This is a genomic window from Paenibacillus elgii NBRC 100335 (genome assembly GCF_004000865.1).
Classification (GTDB): Bacteria; Bacillota; Bacilli; order Paenibacillales; family NBRC-103111; genus Paenibacillus_G; species Paenibacillus_G elgii.
Map to the genome: position 1 here is coordinate 19,423 of NZ_BIMB01000048.1, position 16,096 is coordinate 35,518.

General features: G+C 53.1%; 14 protein-coding genes and 2 riboswitches. Of the genes, 8 read left to right on the top strand and 6 right to left on the bottom strand.

Annotated elements, in window-relative coordinates:
* Positions 1-122 precede the first annotated feature (122 nt).
* The 3 genes from PEL01S_RS26685 to PEL01S_RS26695 all read right to left on the bottom strand — a co-directional run bounded on the left by PEL01S_RS26685 (position 123) and on the right by PEL01S_RS26695 (position 2,931).
* Positions 123-1,088 (bottom strand): amidohydrolase family protein, encoded by a 966-nt coding sequence (locus PEL01S_RS26685; RefSeq protein ID WP_127462412.1) that lies wholly within the window; start codon positions 1,086-1,088, stop codon positions 123-125.
* Positions 1,078-1,686: a PadR family transcriptional regulator gene (locus PEL01S_RS26690; RefSeq protein WP_239551486.1), complete on the bottom strand. Its 609-nt coding sequence runs from the start codon at positions 1,684-1,686 to the stop codon at positions 1,078-1,080. The genes PEL01S_RS26685 and PEL01S_RS26690 overlap by 11 nt, the downstream gene beginning before the upstream one ends.
* A 297-nt stretch (positions 1,687-1,983) precedes the next feature.
* Complete coding sequence (locus tag PEL01S_RS26695; protein ID WP_127462414.1) at positions 1,984-2,931, bottom strand: helix-turn-helix transcriptional regulator; 948 nt, start codon at positions 2,929-2,931, stop codon at positions 1,984-1,986.
* Positions 2,932-3,058: 127 nt separating this feature from the next.
* Between PEL01S_RS26695 and PEL01S_RS26700 the strand changes: the two genes are divergently transcribed.
* Together PEL01S_RS26700 and PEL01S_RS26705 are read left to right on the top strand one after the other, a co-directional pair.
* Positions 3,059-3,481: a VOC family protein gene (locus PEL01S_RS26700; RefSeq protein ID WP_127462415.1), complete on the top strand. Its 423-nt coding sequence runs from the start codon at positions 3,059-3,061 to the stop codon at positions 3,479-3,481.
* 124 nt (positions 3,482-3,605) lie between these two features.
* A complete protein-coding gene (locus PEL01S_RS26705; protein WP_063184870.1) occupies positions 3,606-4,286 on the top strand; it encodes a lysoplasmalogenase in 681 nt (226 codons plus the stop codon).
* Positions 4,287-4,331: 45 nt separating this feature from the next.
* On the opposite strand, the gene PEL01S_RS26710 is transcribed toward PEL01S_RS26705, so the two are convergent.
* Positions 4,332-5,195 carry an SDR family oxidoreductase gene (locus tag PEL01S_RS26710; RefSeq protein WP_127462416.1) on the bottom strand — a complete coding sequence of 288 codons (864 nt, stop codon included), beginning with the start codon at positions 5,193-5,195 and terminating at the stop codon, positions 4,332-4,334.
* Positions 5,196-5,435: 240 nt separating this feature from the next.
* On the opposite strand from PEL01S_RS26710, the gene PEL01S_RS26715 reads away from it, so the two are divergent.
* Positions 5,436-7,232, top strand: coding sequence for an ABC transporter ATP-binding protein (locus PEL01S_RS26715; RefSeq protein WP_127462417.1), 1,797 nt, complete (start codon positions 5,436-5,438; stop codon positions 7,230-7,232).
* Complete coding sequence (locus PEL01S_RS26720) at positions 7,229-9,112, top strand: ABC transporter ATP-binding protein (protein ID WP_127462418.1); 1,884 nt, start codon at positions 7,229-7,231, stop codon at positions 9,110-9,112. Before PEL01S_RS26715 ends, PEL01S_RS26720 begins: the two co-directional genes overlap by 4 nt.
* Before the next feature lie 442 nt (positions 9,113-9,554).
* Here PEL01S_RS26720 and PEL01S_RS26725 read toward each other — a convergent pair whose 3' ends face one another.
* Positions 9,555-10,427 carry an AraC family transcriptional regulator gene (locus PEL01S_RS26725; protein WP_127462419.1) on the bottom strand — a complete coding sequence of 291 codons (873 nt, stop codon included), beginning with the start codon at positions 10,425-10,427 and terminating at the stop codon, positions 9,555-9,557.
* Positions 10,428-10,674: 247 nt separating this feature from the next.
* Positions 10,675-10,775, top strand: a riboswitch (TPP riboswitch).
* A 75-nt stretch (positions 10,776-10,850) separates the two neighbouring features.
* Positions 10,851-10,950: riboswitch (TPP riboswitch) on the top strand.
* 75 nt (positions 10,951-11,025) lie between these two features.
* On the opposite strand from PEL01S_RS26725, the gene thiD reads away from it, so the two are divergent.
* Both thiD and thiM read left to right on the top strand, forming a co-directional pair.
* The gene (gene thiD, locus PEL01S_RS26730) at positions 11,026-11,850 is read left to right on the top strand and encodes a bifunctional hydroxymethylpyrimidine kinase/phosphomethylpyrimidine kinase (protein WP_127462420.1); all 825 of its coding nucleotides are present in this window, start codon (positions 11,026-11,028) and stop codon (positions 11,848-11,850) included.
* Positions 11,840-12,670: a hydroxyethylthiazole kinase gene (gene thiM, locus PEL01S_RS26735; RefSeq protein ID WP_127462421.1), complete on the top strand. Its 831-nt coding sequence runs from the start codon at positions 11,840-11,842 to the stop codon at positions 12,668-12,670. The genes thiD and thiM overlap by 11 nt, the downstream gene beginning before the upstream one ends.
* 87 nt (positions 12,671-12,757) lie before the next feature.
* On the opposite strand, the gene PEL01S_RS26740 is transcribed toward thiM, so the two are convergent.
* The gene (locus tag PEL01S_RS26740) at positions 12,758-14,173 is read right to left on the bottom strand and encodes an aminotransferase-like domain-containing protein (RefSeq protein WP_127462422.1); all 1,416 of its coding nucleotides are present in this window, start codon (positions 14,171-14,173) and stop codon (positions 12,758-12,760) included.
* A gap of 120 nt (positions 14,174-14,293) precedes the next feature.
* On the opposite strand from PEL01S_RS26740, the gene PEL01S_RS26745 reads away from it, so the two are divergent.
* Together PEL01S_RS26745 and PEL01S_RS26750 are read left to right on the top strand one after the other, a co-directional pair.
* Positions 14,294-15,226 carry a DMT family transporter gene (locus PEL01S_RS26745; RefSeq protein WP_127462423.1) on the top strand — a complete coding sequence of 311 codons (933 nt, stop codon included), beginning with the start codon at positions 14,294-14,296 and terminating at the stop codon, positions 15,224-15,226.
* A 238-nt stretch (positions 15,227-15,464) separates the two neighbouring features.
* The gene (locus PEL01S_RS26750; RefSeq protein WP_371860728.1) at positions 15,465-15,821 is read left to right on the top strand and encodes a hypothetical protein; all 357 of its coding nucleotides are present in this window, start codon (positions 15,465-15,467) and stop codon (positions 15,819-15,821) included.
* The last annotated feature ends 275 nt before the right edge of the window (positions 15,822-16,096 follow it).

A 16,096-nucleotide genomic window follows, 5' to 3' on the forward strand; every position in this document is an offset into this window, starting at 1 on the left:
CCGGTATTCAAAGGAGTCGGGCGGTCCGCGAATACGAACGGCATCGGACGCTTTTAGATTGGAACGTTATAACTTATCCAACAGCTTTTTCATGATGATCACCCCCATGACGCAACCATAAATTATTTTTGAATACCCAATAGCTTCGCAGCATTCTTATATAAAATAGGATCGGCATCTTTATAGGATAAACTCTCTTTAACATAGTCTACACTTCGCAGTAAAAGCTCCCCATGTTGGTAAGGGAAGTCTGAGCCAAATAAAAGTTGATCGGAACCATACGTTTCTGCCGCAGCACGCAACGCCTGGATATTTCCATGCCCGACTGTATCATACCACATGCGTTTTGCTGCCACACTTGCTTTTTCAGGAGTTAACGGTGCTTCCCAATGAAGATTATCCATCCTTGGAAGAAGCATGGGGATCGCTCCGCCTAAATGTGGAATGATTATTTTCAAGTCCGGATATTTGCTTGGAATCCCCTCCGTAATGAATTGGCCGATAATGATCGTATCTTCAATAGGCGATCCAATCCTCCATGTTAAATGATAGTCTTGGATGTGGGAAGAATGTGCGCCAAAACCAGCGGGATGAATGAAAAGTATACCTTTTCGCCGGTTCAATTCTTCAAAAATAGGAGTAAATTCAGCATCGACCGGACTCTTTCCTAAAATCGATGTGGTAATGGCAACCCCACGCATTCCTAATTCATCCATCGCTCTGGCAAGTTCTTTAAGGGAAGCATCAATATGCGGAAGGGGCAAAGAAGCAAAAGCTGCAAATTTATCGGGGTGCTTTTTTACTAGCTCGTAATACTCGTTGTTAATATAAATGGCAGCTTGTGTGGCATGCTGTATGTTCTCAAAATAGGGGACTTGTGGAACAGCAGAGAGAACCTGCAGGTCAATCCCTGCTTTATTCATGAAGTGAAATCGAGTTTGTAAATCTTGTTCAGTCGGCTCGGCCCCAACCCCTCGATGCACGCTAGTATGTGTTGCGCCAAACTCCTCCAGCATATCTAAGTATTCGGTGCTCCAAACATGCGCATGAATGTCTACATTGAAATTTTTATTTTCATCATTTATCATGTTGCCATCCTCCTGCATCAGCCTGAATCTCTTCTCGGTTCTGTTCAGAACGAGAGTGAGCTTTTTTATCCAACAATCCGGTCAACTCCAGTTGCAGGTTCTGCATGATTTCACGAAATGCAGAGGATTGTTCCGGCGTATAGCTGCTTTCTTTCGCGGCTCTTGCAATAAGGCGGATGATCTCGGACCATTCCTTCATCATATCCCGCAAGTCGTCCTGTTCTCGGTAATCATTCCTGGGGCGCCAGTCCTCACGTTCCCAGTGTTCTTGATTCTTGCTTTGCCTCTCCTGAAGAAAAGTCCTCCCCTTATCTGTAATATAGTGCATTTTTTTACCGTCATTCTCTTCCTTCATGCTGATCAACCCCATATCCTCAAGCAATTGTAAATTGGGGTAAATCGAACCGGCACTTGGTACGTACAGCCCTCCGGTTTTATCCTCCATGGCCTTGATGAGTTGATAGCCGTGCATGGGTTTCGAGTCGAGAAGCTCAAGCAAAGCATACTTGAACTCCCCACGCTCGAAAAAACGCCGTTTTCCGCTGCCTTCCCCTCGTCCTCCCATACCTCTGCGGGATTCTCCGTATTTGCTGCGCATGTGGTGATCCCCTTGCCACCAAGGGATACGTCCCCCGATTCTTATGCGTCCGTAATGGGAATCGCGTGTGATATTGTGATTATCATGTCTCATGTATAAGCAACTCCTTTCAATACGATATATCGTTATGAATAAAATATAATACGATATATCGTATTGGTCAACCAAATTTTGGTGCATGGTCATGGATATGAGCAGATTTTTTCTATCACTGGATGGATTTCTTTTGTATCTGCCAGCAAACAAAAACGGGATAGAGCGGTTGGCTCCATCCCATTTTCAATTTGAAAACCATTTCTAACCGTACCTCTCCATCATCTCGGCAAGCCTTCGCTTGATGTTATCGATCAGCTCCGGCGGGTGTTGTACGGTCGCCTCGGCGCCCAAGCCGATGAAAAACTGCGCCAGAAACGGAATGTCTCCCTTCGGCATGCTGCCTTCCAGCCACCCGGTGCCGTCCTCGCGGCGGTGCAGCTTGGTCGCCGACCAATGCTCGGCCTCGCATCGATGGACCCCCTCCTCGGTCAGCTCCACGTACAGACTGGTTAATTCCTGCTCCGACGGGAGCAGCGCCTCCCGGTTACCGAGGTAGAGATGTCGGAGATCGAGCGGCTGCGTTCCGGAACTGTCTTCCGCCGCGGAACGAATCCGGTCGCACCGGAACAAGCGGATATCTTCGCGAAGGAAGCAGTAGGCGGGGCAGTACCATAAGCCGCTGCTGGCATAAATGCCGACCGGCTGGATGAGTCTGGCGGACACGCCTTCGCGCGATTCGTATTCGATGCGGATCACCTTTTGCCGGATGGCTCCGTCCAGCAGGATCGACAAATAGGGGAATTTCGCCTGTCTCGACGGGATCACAAAATCGATCCGGTTCTTCATCTCATCGATCCGGTCGCGCACATCCCCCGACATGTAAAAATAAAATTTGCTCAAGGCGGAGGACGATTCGGTCTCGAAGGGCAGGTAGGCATAGTGGCGCAGCGCATGACACGCGAAAAAGATCGCGACCGCCTCCTCTTCAGTAAAGGCGATCGGGGGCAAAATCCGTTCGTTCAATACCTGATACCCGCCATGAGGTCCCACCTCCGAATACAACGGCACCCCAAGCTCGCTCAATTCCTGCAAATCGCGCAGAATCGTCCTCGTCGATACGTTAAACTCGGTCGCCAGCTCTTTGACGGTAAATTTCTTCTTTCGATTGACGGTCATCATCAAATCCATCAGTCGCTTTGATTTGGACATGGCCTGGCTCCAATTATTTTTGTATTTGTGACAATAGTTGTCACTATTATAAGCTACAATAAGAACCAAGACCAGCTGATTTAAACGAGGCCGGCCGAAACGATAAACTCAAAGGAGCTGTTGAAGAATGACGATGCAAATTACCCCTTTTATTATGCTGGATGGTCAGGCGGAGGAAGCGATCCGTTTTTATGAGCAAGCTTTGGGAGCCAAGGTGGTGTTCAAGCAATCCTTCGGCCAAGCGCCGGAACCCCCCGGGCAACCGATGCCGGAAGAAGTAAAATCGCGTGTCGCGCACAGCGTGCTCAAGATCGGCGAAGCGGAGTTGTTCGTAGCCGATGGTTTCCCGGGTGAATTCGGACAGCGGGGCGACCAACTGAGCATCTGCATGACGAGCGGTGATGTCGAAACGTCGAAGCGGTTGTTCGAAGCGCTTCAGCAGGACGGTCAGGTAAGGATGCCGCTGGAGGAGATTTATTTTAGCCCGGCCTACGGCATAGTTACGGACAAGTTCGGCGTCACCTTCCAAATCTTTACCAAAAGACCGTAATCGGATGGTGACGGCTCGCAAGGGGCAGCGGGGTCGAATTTCGCGGCGTGGTTTTAAACGTGTTTTAAACTGCATTTGCTAAACTGAACCTGTTAGCTACATTCACGCAGGGAGGTTTATAAAAATGTACCGAAAACTGTTGCCCGCGGCGATTCTCTGCTCCGGGGCCGCGTATCTCATCGCAATGGCGGCCGAGAACCTGCTCTTGCGATGGATTCTGAAACCGGGGACGATGCTGCTCATTATCGCGCTTGCGCTGACAGCCGTCCCCTTTTCCCGCGTGTATCGGCGCTTGATGCTCGCCGGGCTTGGCTTCTCCGTCGTCGGCGACGCGTTGCTGCTCCTCCCCGGCAATCAATGGTTTGCGCTGGGCGTCGGCTCTTTCTTGATCGCCCACGTGTTCTACATCTTGGCGCTGCTGACCCGTCGCCGTCCGACTCTGGCACGCCTACTTTCTCTGCTCCCGATTGTCGCTTACGGCGTCGGGCTGCTGACCGGATTGCATGACGGCATGTTCGCCAGTCCCGGCAACGGCAGCCTATGGATTCCTATCGTAGTTTATGTGGCCGTCATTTCCGTAATGGTCTGGACGGCCGTCCTGAGCGGCAGCCGGAGCGCTGCGATCGGCTCGATCCTGTTCTTCCTTTCTGATTCACTGCTCGCATGGAATAAATTCGTGACGCCGATGGCATGGGCCGGATACGGAGTCATGGTCACCTACTACCTGGCCCAATACTTGATGGCCCGAAGCGTGGAAGCGCCGCGCCTTATTCCAAGCAGCGTTCGGGTAGCGGAAAGCCGCTAGGATTGCCGGACATTCGCGTCCATCCAAAGACGGCCCGAATGAAAGTCAGCGCCGCGCCCCCGTATCGCCTGACAGCCCAACCTCTTGCTCGCTCCAGGCCCACAGCCTGCTTGCAAGCTCCATGTCTTGAGCCCGGGCGGATACCGGCACAATCCGTTTGCGGTAAAAGTATTCGCCGCTGATGGAGCTTACCTCCGGACTCGAAGCGAGGTAAACGGTCGTGCGGGCGCCCTCCTCCGGGGTCAGGAAAAACGGCCGCAGCAAGGCGTGAATCCTGCGGCCGAAGCCGGTGGCGCGGTCGACGCCGAGATTGGTGCCGACCGCGCCCGGATGCAGCGAGTTGGCCGTCACTGTCGTTCCTTTCAGCCGCTCCGCCAGCTCCTTCGTGAACAGAATGTTCGCCAGCTTGGACTGCGCGTAGCCTTTCCACACGCTGTATCCTTTCGTCAAATGCGGGTCGTCGAAATGAATGTTTCCGATCTTATGGGCCCCGGACGATATGGTGACGATCCGCCCTTGGGGCGAACGCAGAAGCGGCTCCAGTAGCAGATTGGTCAGCAAAAAGTGCCCCAGATGATTCACGCCCATCATCGCTTCGAAGCCGTCGGAGGTCGTCTGCCGCTTGATCGCAACGACGCCCGCATTATTGATAAGCGCGTCCAGCGTATCGTGCTGCTCATCGAACGCCGCGGCGAAGGCGCGGACGGAGGCCAGCGAGCCGAGATCCAGCTGCATCAGCCGCAGCCGGTCCGAGCCGCTCTGCCGCTGCGCTTCCTGCAGCGCCTGTTCGCCGCGTTCCCGGCTGCGGCAGGCCATAATGACATGCACCCCCAGTCTTGCCAGCTCCACCGTCGCAGCGAGCCCCATTCCGGAGTTGGCCCCCGTTACGATCACAGTGCGGTCCCGCATCCGAATCCCTCCTTTTTCTATTATTATAGTGCTTCGGCTATCGTTGTAGGCAAAGAATGTTCCGCCTGAACCGGGTGAAGGGCATTCTTTTTTTTAGTCGAATTTGGATTTGACATGGACGAAAAGCAAGCATAAAATTAAATTGTTTAATTAAATATGTCTAAAATATTCAATGATCTATCTAACCGGCATTTTCTGGTGCCGGAGACGGGTCCAAGCGAGTGGAGATGATAATAAAGCATGTTAAAGTTGTTTGCTTATTTGAAGCCGTACCGTGTGCCTATCGCTCTCGTGCTGGCTTTGATCTTCCTGCAGTCTTTATCCGACTTGTATCTGCCTACGCTCATGGCCGATATCGTCGATATTGGGGTCGTGCAGGGAGATACGCCCTATATTTTGCAGATCGGAGGTTTTATGCTGCTGGTGGCGGCAGCCGGCACGGCCTGTTCCGTCGCGGCAAGCTATTATTCCTCCAAGGTGGCCGCAGGCTTCGGTCAGCGGCTGCGCGGCAGAGTATTCGAGCATGTAGAAAATTTCTCGCTGCAGGAGTTCGACCGGATCGGCACGGCCTCGCTCATTACGAGAACGACGAACGACATCACGCAGGTGCAGCAGGTGCTCACGATGATGCTGCGGATGATGGTCAGTGCGCCGATGCTGTGTATCGGAGGCATCATCATGGCCGTGTCGAAGGATGCCAAACTGTCTCTTGTCCTCATCGTGATCATTCCTGTGCTGGTCGGAGCTATTTACTTGATTGCGAGCCGGGGGATTCCGCTGTTCAAAGAGATGCAGAAGAAGCTTGACAAGCTGAATCTGGTGCTGCGTGAAGGGCTGACCGGGATTCGCGTCATTCGGGCGTTTAACCGCGCCGGGCACGAGAAACGTCGATTTAACGACGCCAACCTCGACCTGACGGGGACGGGGCTTAAGGTCAACCGGATTATGGGGGCCATGATGCCCGTCATGATGCTGACGATGAATTTTGCGACGATCGCGATTATTTGGTTCGGCGGCTTCCGCATCGATAGCGGCGATATGCAGGTCGGTTCGCTGATGGCTTTTCTGCAGTACGCGATGCAGATCATGTTCTCGCTGATGATGGTGTCCATGATGTTCGTCATGATTCCGCGCGCGTCGGTTTCCGCCGCTCGTATTCGCGAGGTGCTGGACATGGTACCTACGCTGAACGACCCCGAGCAAGCCAAGAACGGCGAGACGCTTAAAGGGCACGTTGAGTTTCAACAGGTGTCGTTCAGTTACCCGGGCGCGGAAAAACCGGCGATCGAGGACATCACGTTCAAAGCGGGGCCTGGCGAAGTGACGGCGATCATCGGCGGCACCGGCGCGGGCAAATCGACGCTGATCAGCCTCATCCCGCGGTTTTACGACGTAGCCGGCGGGCGCGTGCTGGTGGACGGCACGGATGTCAGGGAGATGACGCAGGAAGCGCTGCGCGCCAAGATCGGCTTCGTTCCGCAAAAAGCCGTACTGTTCTCGGGAACGATTCGGGATAATATCCGGTACGGCAAAGAGGATGCGACGGAGGAAGAAATTCGTCATGCAGCCGACATCGCGCAAGCGACGGAATTCGTGAGCGAGATGAAGGACGGCTTCGATTCCGTCATTGCTCAAGGGGGCTCGAACGTATCGGGTGGGCAGAAGCAGCGTCTTTCCATTGCCCGCGCACTCGTGCGGCGGCCGGATATTTATGTGTTCGACGACAGCTTCTCGGCGCTCGATTTCAAGACGGACGCGAAGCTGCGGGCCGCCCTGCGGGAAGAGACGGGAGAGGCTACCGTACTTATCGTGGCCCAACGGGTCAGCACGGTAATCGACGCCGACCGGATCGTCGTTTTGGACGAAGGCCGGATTGCGGGCATCGGCCGGCACCGGGAGCTGCTGGACACCTGTAAGGTGTACCGCGAAATTGTTTCCTCGCAGCTCTCCGAAGACGAGCTTGCCGGAAGCGGCGCGGCCCAGGAACCGGATGAGGCTGCGGTCGCTTTGCGCGGCGGAAAGGAGGAGACCCGATGAGTGATCAACGAAGAGCCCCGGGACCCGGCGGCGGCGGCGGTGGCCCGTTCGGCAGAGGCCCGGGGATGGGCATGCCGGTGCAGAAGGCGAAGGATTTCAAAGGCACCTTGAAACGGCTGACCCGGTATTTGCTGCCCCGCAAGTTTCAATTGCTCGCCGTGTTTGCCGCGGCTATTGTCAGCACGATCTTCAGCATCTACAGCCCGAAGCTAATGGGAAATGCGACCACCAAGCTGTTTGAAGGCTTGATGCAGAAAATGAAAGGCGTGCCGGGTGCGCATATCGATTTTGGCTATGTGCATTATATTCTGCTGATCCTGGTGGTTTTATATATCATAAGCGCGGCGTTTACCTACGTGCAGCAGTATTTGATGGCTGGCGTAGCGCAGAAGACGGTGTACGACCTGCGCAAAGAGGTGAACGAAAAGCTGGCGCGGCTACCGCTTAAGTTCTTCGATTCGAGGACGAACGGGGAAATTCTCAGCCGCGTCGTGAACGATGTCGATAATATCAGCAGCACGCTGCAGCAAAGCTTGACGCAGCTGATCACGTCTGTGATCACTTTGGTCGGCGTCATCGTCATGATGCTGACGATCAGTCCGATTATGACGCTGATCGTGTTCCTGACGCTGCCGCTCAGTCTGATCGTGACCAAGGCGGTCGCTTCCCGCTCGCAAGGCTACTTCAAGGAGCAGCAAAAAGCGCTCGGCGAGCTCAACGGGCACGTGGAGGAAATGTACACGGGCCACAAAATCGTCAAAGCGTTCGGCCGTGAGCGCCAATCGGTCGATACGTTCAACGGCATTAACGGAAAGCTGTACGAATCCGGCTGGAAAGCGCAGTTTATTTCCGGCATCATTATGCCGATGATGAGCTTTATCGGCAATGTCGGCTACGTTCTCGTGAGCGTCGTCGGCGGGCTGCTGGTAACGAAGCGATCGATCGAGATCGGGGACATTCAGGCATTTATTCAATATTCCAGGCAGTTCTTCATGCCGATCACCCAGCTGGCGACGATTGCCAACGTCATTCAGTCGACCATCGCTTCGGCGGAACGCGTGTTCGAGCTGCTGGACGAACCGGAGGAAGACCCGGAGCATGCCGAGGGGAAACGCCTTGGTGCGGCGAAGGGAGAAGTGCGGTTCGAAGGCGTCCGGTTCGGCTACAAGCCGGATGACGTGCTGATCGATAACATGAACATCGACGTCAAGCCGGGACAGACGATCGCGATCGTCGGCCCGACCGGCGCAGGCAAAACGACGCTGATCAACCTGCTGATGCGTTTCTACGAGGTCGGCAACGGCCGGATCACCGTCGACGGCACGGATATTACGGAGATGAAACGCGGCGACCTGCGCAGCTTGTTCGGCATGGTGCTTCAGGATACGTGGCTGTTCAACGGGACGATCCGGGACAACATCGCATACGGCCGCGAAGGCGCAAGCGAGGACGAGATCGTGCAGGCCGCGCGGGCGGCGCATGCGGACCATTTTATCCGGACGCTGCCGGACGGCTACAATACGGTCTTGAACGAGGAAGCGTCGAACATCTCGCAAGGCCAGAAGCAGCTTCTGACCATTGCCCGCGCGATCCTCGCCGACCCGGCGATTCTGATCCTCGACGAAGCGACCAGCAGCGTCGATACGCGGACGGAGGTTCATATTCAGAAGGCGATGAACGAGTTGATGAAAGGAAGAACCAGCTTCGTTATCGCGCACCGCTTGTCTACGATTCGCGAGGCCGACTTGATTCTTGTCATGAACAAAGGCAGCGTGATCGAGCAAGGTACCCACGAGGAGCTTCTCGAACAAGGAGGCTTTTACGCCGAGCTGTACCGCAGCCAGTTCACCGGCGGAGGACGGGGACAGGAGGCGGGCTGAGCCGAAGGCTCTACCTGAAGAAACAACCGCAGGCACGTCCTGCGGTTGTTTTTTTGTATGGTTCCACGAAATCAAAATCGGTGCTCGATTATTATGTATAGCAGGACATGAATATTTATGGCATGCAAGAAACTATAAAAGAGGCTCCATCGTTTTAATTCTGCCAAATGATTTCGACTTTAGCGCTGTATTTACATATTGTTACTCGCCAAGTTTTGATGAAACATCCCATATGGGACAATCCCCTGGAGCCATATGCTTCCGATGAAATGATAAGCAAAATTGCCAATTTAGCAGAGAGTTTATGTGATGACCCTAAGGATATGATGTTGTAAAGAGCGGCGAAATATGAAAAAGCCCATCAAGATAAATTGCATTCCTTGACGGGCTTCCGATTATGCCGTGTGATGCAAAGGAATTAACACCATTTTCCCCTATTTGCCTACGATTCGTTTTTTGTTACTACCGGCATCCAAACTTCCATTTCATACAGGTTATTGCCTCTGTCGTAGGTCATTTCAAACTCGGGACCATTTGCGGATTCGTAGTTGCAGGTCGGAAACCACTCCCCCCAAATGCGTTTCCATAATGTATGAATGCTGCTTTGTCCATCAGGATATTGACCTGTTGAGAAGATCGCATAGGTTTGCGAAGGAATTAACAGTTTTTCAAACTCTTCCGGCAGACCGCTCTGAGGCAAATAATACCCGATCATATAGGAAAATACGTTACCTCGTCTGTTATATAGCACTGCATGAAGCTGTCCATTTTCACCTAAACCTGCGGCGGTACGGATTTGGTCAACGGTTCCGTCGGAAATACATTGGCTCCAAAAAGCAGGTATTTCAATAAACGGATTTTCGCCGTCAGCATTGATTTCAGTCGATACACCGAACATGTCAAAAGCTTGTTTTTCCTCGATTTTGTAGTTCATCCCCACATCTCCTTTAATTGAAATATGAAAGGACATCCGAGGATAGGCCTTCAGTGACATGCCCTTATCGCGCGCTGACATAGGCATTACACCGTGCATTTTTTTGAACGCTCTGGAGAATGCTTCAGGTGATTCGTAACCGTACTTTAAAGCGATATCAATGACCTTAACATCCCTGTTTTGAAGTTCGAACGCGGCAAGAGTCAGCCGTCTGCGCCGAATATACTCTGACAGCGGCACATCCGTTATGAACGAAAACATTCGTTGAAAATGATAAGTCGAACAACAGGCAATCCTAGCTACCTGGTCGTAATCAATCGTCTCAGACAGATGTCTTTCTATATACTCCATTGCGCTGTTCATGCGATCCAGCCAGTCCATACGTACTCTCCTTTCCAAATAAATTATAGGATTCGAAGATAAATGAATCCTTGCAATCTATGCACGGAAATATCATGCTTGCCCAAGTGCAGAAAACTTTATGATCGTCTTCACCTTTTCGCCAGCTTATCCAGATCCTCCTGCAATTCGGGGCCGGTGCCATTTGCGTCACTTCAGTATCGTCTGTTTGTTATCAGTAAACGTGACCGATGCAGTTGACTTTTGGATAAGCGTATGTTTCAATGGAACTAATTTGCGGGGGGACTACTTGGTAGTTGAGAAGGTTAAAACCTGACCCTTTGAACCTGTCGGTTAATACCGGCGTAGGGAAGCGAATCATTACATGTCTATATGTAGATGATTAGGGCGCTTTCCACGAACGAGAGAGCGCTCTATTTTTATACGCTAAAACTGAATATGTCTTATCGTTTGCGGGGGGACTGTTCGCAGTTGAGAAGGTTAAAACCTGACCCTTTGAACCTGTTAGTTCATACTGGCGTAGGGAAGCAAATAACGATTCATAGTGTTATTTTGCCCTTGTCGGAAATAGGATAAGGGCTTTTTATTTTATCAATGGTACAGAGCGGAGAGGATAGATTTGAAAAAAGTACTCACGATTGCCGGTTCGGATTGCAGCGGAGGCGCCGGCATTCAAGCCGATTTAAAAACGTTCTCGGCGCATGGCGTTTTTGGCATGAGCGTCATTGTTTCGGTAGTTGCCGAAAACACGAGCCGCGTCATTGACATTCAGGATGTCAGGCCGGATATGATCGAAAAACAAATCGACGCCGTGTTTGAGGATATTGATGTGGACGCGGTGAAGATCGGTATGCTCTCCCAGCCCGATTGCATGGAGGCCGTCGCCGGAAAGCTCAAGCAATACGCTCCCGTCAATATTGTTCTCGATCCTGTGATGTATGCGAAAAACGGTTGTCCGCTTATGAATCCCGCCGCCATAGACACGCTGATCGAAAAGGTGATTCCGTTTGCCGACCTCCTGACCCCCAATATTCCGGAAGCGGAGAAAATCGCCGGTATGTCCATTCACAATGTCGAAGATATGAAAAAATCCGCCGAAGCGATTTACCGTATGGGGTGTAGAAACGTCCTTGTCAAAGGCGGTCATGCATCAGGAAGCGCGCTGGATATTTTGTTTGACGGTGAGCGGTTTTATACGTTCGACGCACCGCGTATTGATACCAAAAATACGCATGGCACAGGCTGCACCTACTCAGCCGCGATTGCATCCAACCTCGCCTTGGGGTGCAGCTTGCAGGAAGCGGTACATCGGGCAAAGGAATATATCACAACGGCCATTCGGCATTCCTTGGCGATCGGAAAGGGCCATGGCCCGACGCATCATTTTTATGAGCTTTACCAAAACGGATTAAAGAATGGAGCCGAGATCAACAATGGACAATAACTTAACCTCAAGTATCGGCAATTTAGTGAACAGCGTCCGGCAAACTAAGCCTTTGGTTCACCATCTTACCAATTATGTGACCGTCAACGACTGCGCCAACGTTACGCTGGCCATCGGCGCTTCGCCCATTATGGCTGACGATATCGAGGAAGCCGCTGACATTACCGCCATATCCTCTGCGCTTGTGTTGAATATAGGGACATTGAATAGCCGAACCGTAGAATCTATGCTTGCCGCCGGGAAGAAAGCAAACGAGATGGGCATCCCCGTCGTTTTGGACCCCGTGGGCGCAGGCGCGTCGAAGCTCCGCAATCAGACGGTCGGGATGCTGCTTGAACAGTTACAATTCAGCGTCATCCGCGGCAATATGTCCGAAATTCGTTATATCGCCGGGCTCGGCGCAACAACGAAGGGGGTGGACGCTTCCGAAGCAGACTTGGAAAACGGTCTGCAAAGCGGCATCGATATTGCGAGCGGATTGGCGAAGCAATATAACTGTGCGGTGGCAATCACCGGTGCGACCGATATCGTATCCGATGGCAAAAGCGTAATTTGCATTGAGAATGGGCATCCCATGCTCGGCTCTATAACCGGCACAGGATGCATGAGTACGTCCCTTATCGGCTCGTTCTGCGGCGTTACGACGGATTACCGCATGGCGGCCGTCGCCGGTCTTTTATGCATGGGAATTACAGGGGAGATTGCTTATGAAACAGCCGGTCAACAAGGAAACGGCAGCTACCGTGTAGCTCTCATCGATGAGATAAGCAAAATGAACTCCCAGACGATGCGTGAGATGGCAAAAGTATATGAAGCCTGAGATGGAATATCTCTAGTGTTTTGTCAAAACCAAATGGCCCGCCGTTCCCGAAGGGGAAACGGCGGGCTTTTGTCTGTACGCCGCGCATTAGGCTAAGGAACGTAGCAGCCCGGCCAACAGCCGGACGCCCTCGCGCAGCTGGTTTTCATTAGCGTAGGAGTAGCTCAAGCGAATCCGGTCGTCGAATTCCGCCAGCGGATCGCAGATCGTGCCGGGCACGAACGTGAGCGACTGTTCGATGCCCTTCGCCAGCAACGGTCCCGCTTTGATCCCGTCGGGCAGCTTGATCCATAAGTTTAAGCCGCCCGCGGGCTTGGTCCACGACAAGCCGGTGCCGGACAGCGTTTCCTCCATAATGCTCATCCGCACGTGCAGCGCGATGCGGAGCTTCTCCAGATGACGCTGCATCCGGTCGGAGAAGAAGAGGAGCAGAAAAATTTTTTGATTCAACAGCGGCGTGCCGTTATCCGCGAGCGACTTGGCGGTCAGCAGATTGCCGATGACCGGCTGACGGGCCGCCACGGCGGCGATGCGCAAGCCGGGAGCGATATATTTGCTGAAGCTGCGAATGTAGGCGACATACCCTTCCGTATCATAGGCGAACAGGGGCGGCGGTGGTGGCTGCTTGAAGTAAATATCGTGAAACGCATCGTCCTCCACCAGAAGACAGCGGTGCTCCGCCGCCAGCTCGACCAGGCGCTTCCGCTGTTCTGCGGACACGGTATAGCCCGTCGGGTTGTGGAATGTCGGGTTGAGATAAAAGAAGCGGGGCTTGCGCTCCTTCATCAATCGGGCCACCTGCTCCAAATCATAACCGTGCGGATGGATGTCCACAGAGGCAAGCTGCGCGCCGTAGCTGCGGAAAATATCCATCGCCGCGCCGTAGGTCGGACGCTCCACAAGCACGACATCCCGCGGCTTGAGCAGCGTCTTGGCCAGCAGGTCCAGCGCTTGCTGCGCCCCGGAAGTGATCAGCAGCTCGCCGGGCGTAAGAGAGAGGCGGTGCTGGGTCGCCAAGTACTCGGTCATCGCTTCACGCAGCTCAGCGTCGCCTTGGACGGGCGCGTAGGTTCCGAGCACTTTGGGATACAGATCGAAGGCTTGTTTGACGTAGGCCGAGAGGTACTGATTCGGCAGCAAATTCGGATCAAGCAGCGCCTGGGAGAACTGGTAAACCACCGGAACCCGCTGGATGTCCGATAGTGGATTTTGCTGAATATGAGAATGTACGGCAGGCATCGCCGTCAGGTCGGACGGCAAGCTGCCGGTGTTGAGATAATAGCCGGATTTGTCTTTCACGTACGTTTTGCCGCTCTGCTTCAGCAGCTGGTAGGCTTTGAACACGGTCAGCCGGTGAACGCCCAGCTCCTGGGCGAGCTCGCGGATCGAAGGAAGCTTGCCGAGCTCGTCCCATTCCCCCCGGTCGATCCGTTTCAGGATGTCGTCGCAGACGCTCTCGTACAGCCGGGCAGGCTGGGCGGCGGATGGGTAAATTTTGCTCACGCGTCGCACGCTCCTTTCTTTATCTCCATTGTAGCACTTTTTTTCGTCATCTGTTCTGCGATAATTGATCTGTTCTGTGCCCCTTCTTCTATGATGGAGAAATAGAAGGAGGAGAGAGACATGGTGTGGTTAGGCTATACGGTGATGTGTTTGATTTTCGGCACGACGTTTTTGATGATTAAGGTAGGGATCGACGCGGGACTTTCTCCGTTCTTCTCGGCCGGCATGCGGTTCCTGTTGGCGGGCGCGATTATCTTTGTCTGGGCGTTGGCCACGGGAAAAGTGCGCTTCTCGCTATTGTGGCGCAAGGACCTGCTGCCGACAGGGATCGGGTTGACGTTCGGCACGTTTGCGACGCTGTATTGGGCCGAGCAGTATGTAAGCTCCGGACTGGCGGCGATTTTATCTGCGACGGGGCCGATTTTCCTATTGCTGATTCAAAGCATCGTACTGCGGAACAAGGCAAGCCGCAGCTCCGTCATCGGATGCGTGCTCGGTTTTGCGGGAGTGGGGCTGCTGGTAGCGCCTAACCTGTCCGTGGAGACGAATCTGTTCTGGGTGGTGGGCTGCGGCGCGATTCTGATCGGGGAACTGTTCTATGCGTCGGGAGCGCTCTATGCCAAGCGGGCGCTCGTGCGGTACCCGGAGACGTCGCCGCTGGCATTGAACGCCATACAAATGATGCACGGGGGAATTCTGCTGCTCGTTCTGTCCCTGTTCACGGAGCGCGAACCGATGAATGCCTTGACAACGGGGCAGGGAATCGGAGCGCTGCTGTATTTGACCGTGGTCGGGTCGATGATGGGGCACAGCTTGTTTTACTGGCTCGTGGCGAAGACGAATCCGTTCTTCCCGACCACGTGGCTCTATATTTCGCCGTTAATCGCCTTTGCGTTAGGTGCTCTGCTGTACGGGGAAGCGGTCACTTGGGAGGCGATCGCGGGAGGTATCACGATCATCGTCGGCATTCTGCTGGTGAACCTCAACACGATCCGCGGGGCGAGATCGGCCAAGAGGACGCAAGGAGCGGTGCAAGCGAAGCAGGCGGGGTAACGGAGCGCGGACGGGTGAATGACGTTCAGGCTGCACTAGGGACCGGAGTCTCGGACAGACAGGATGCAGTTTCCCTCCTTCGATCATTTTTTTCTACCAAAAAATTGAAATCTAGCATGGTTAATGGTAGAATAGGGATGGTTTTACAAAAATCATCCATCGGAGGGAAATTATGAACAAGAAAATCGTGTCTGCCGCATTATCGACGGCTCTGGTGCTGTCCGTCTCCGCCTCGGTTATGGCAAGCAGTCCAACGGACATCGGTACTGCTACGCCTAGCAGCTATGCGAATTTGGAAGCAAGAGAGGTTGTAAAATATTACTCGCTGACTTCTTACGAGGAAACCGAAAAAGAAGCTTTTGTTCTGAATAAAGGTGAAGAGCTTACCGTTTTCGTCTATAACTCAGGATTCCCCATTACTTATACCGTGTATGATGCAGACGGTCAAGCGCTCGGCACGTATAATACGAATACCCCTTACGGGCGTATTTTTACAGCGCCAAAGAACGGTCCACTGTACGTTCAGTTTAAGGCCGGGGCGAACAGCTCCTTTGTGAAAAAAATGAACTTCTCCGCCAAGTTCGCGATTTCGTAACGATACCCGTCTCTGGCACGCAGCTTGACCTTCACCGCCGGTCGTCCCCATGGTTATATTTACCATTGGGGACGGCCGGTTTCTTTGTTGTCCATGTCCGTCACCTGTCGACATCATCGACAGGCCGTTTCGACATCCAGACTGCGCAGAGCACCCTTTATGTCGATAGATTAGGATAAATTTACCATGAAGTGAAGATGAACTAGCCCGTTCGGCATATAAAATAAATACTCTCTCGTAGTTCTATCAACTCATCTCAGCCGCTAGAGTATCCC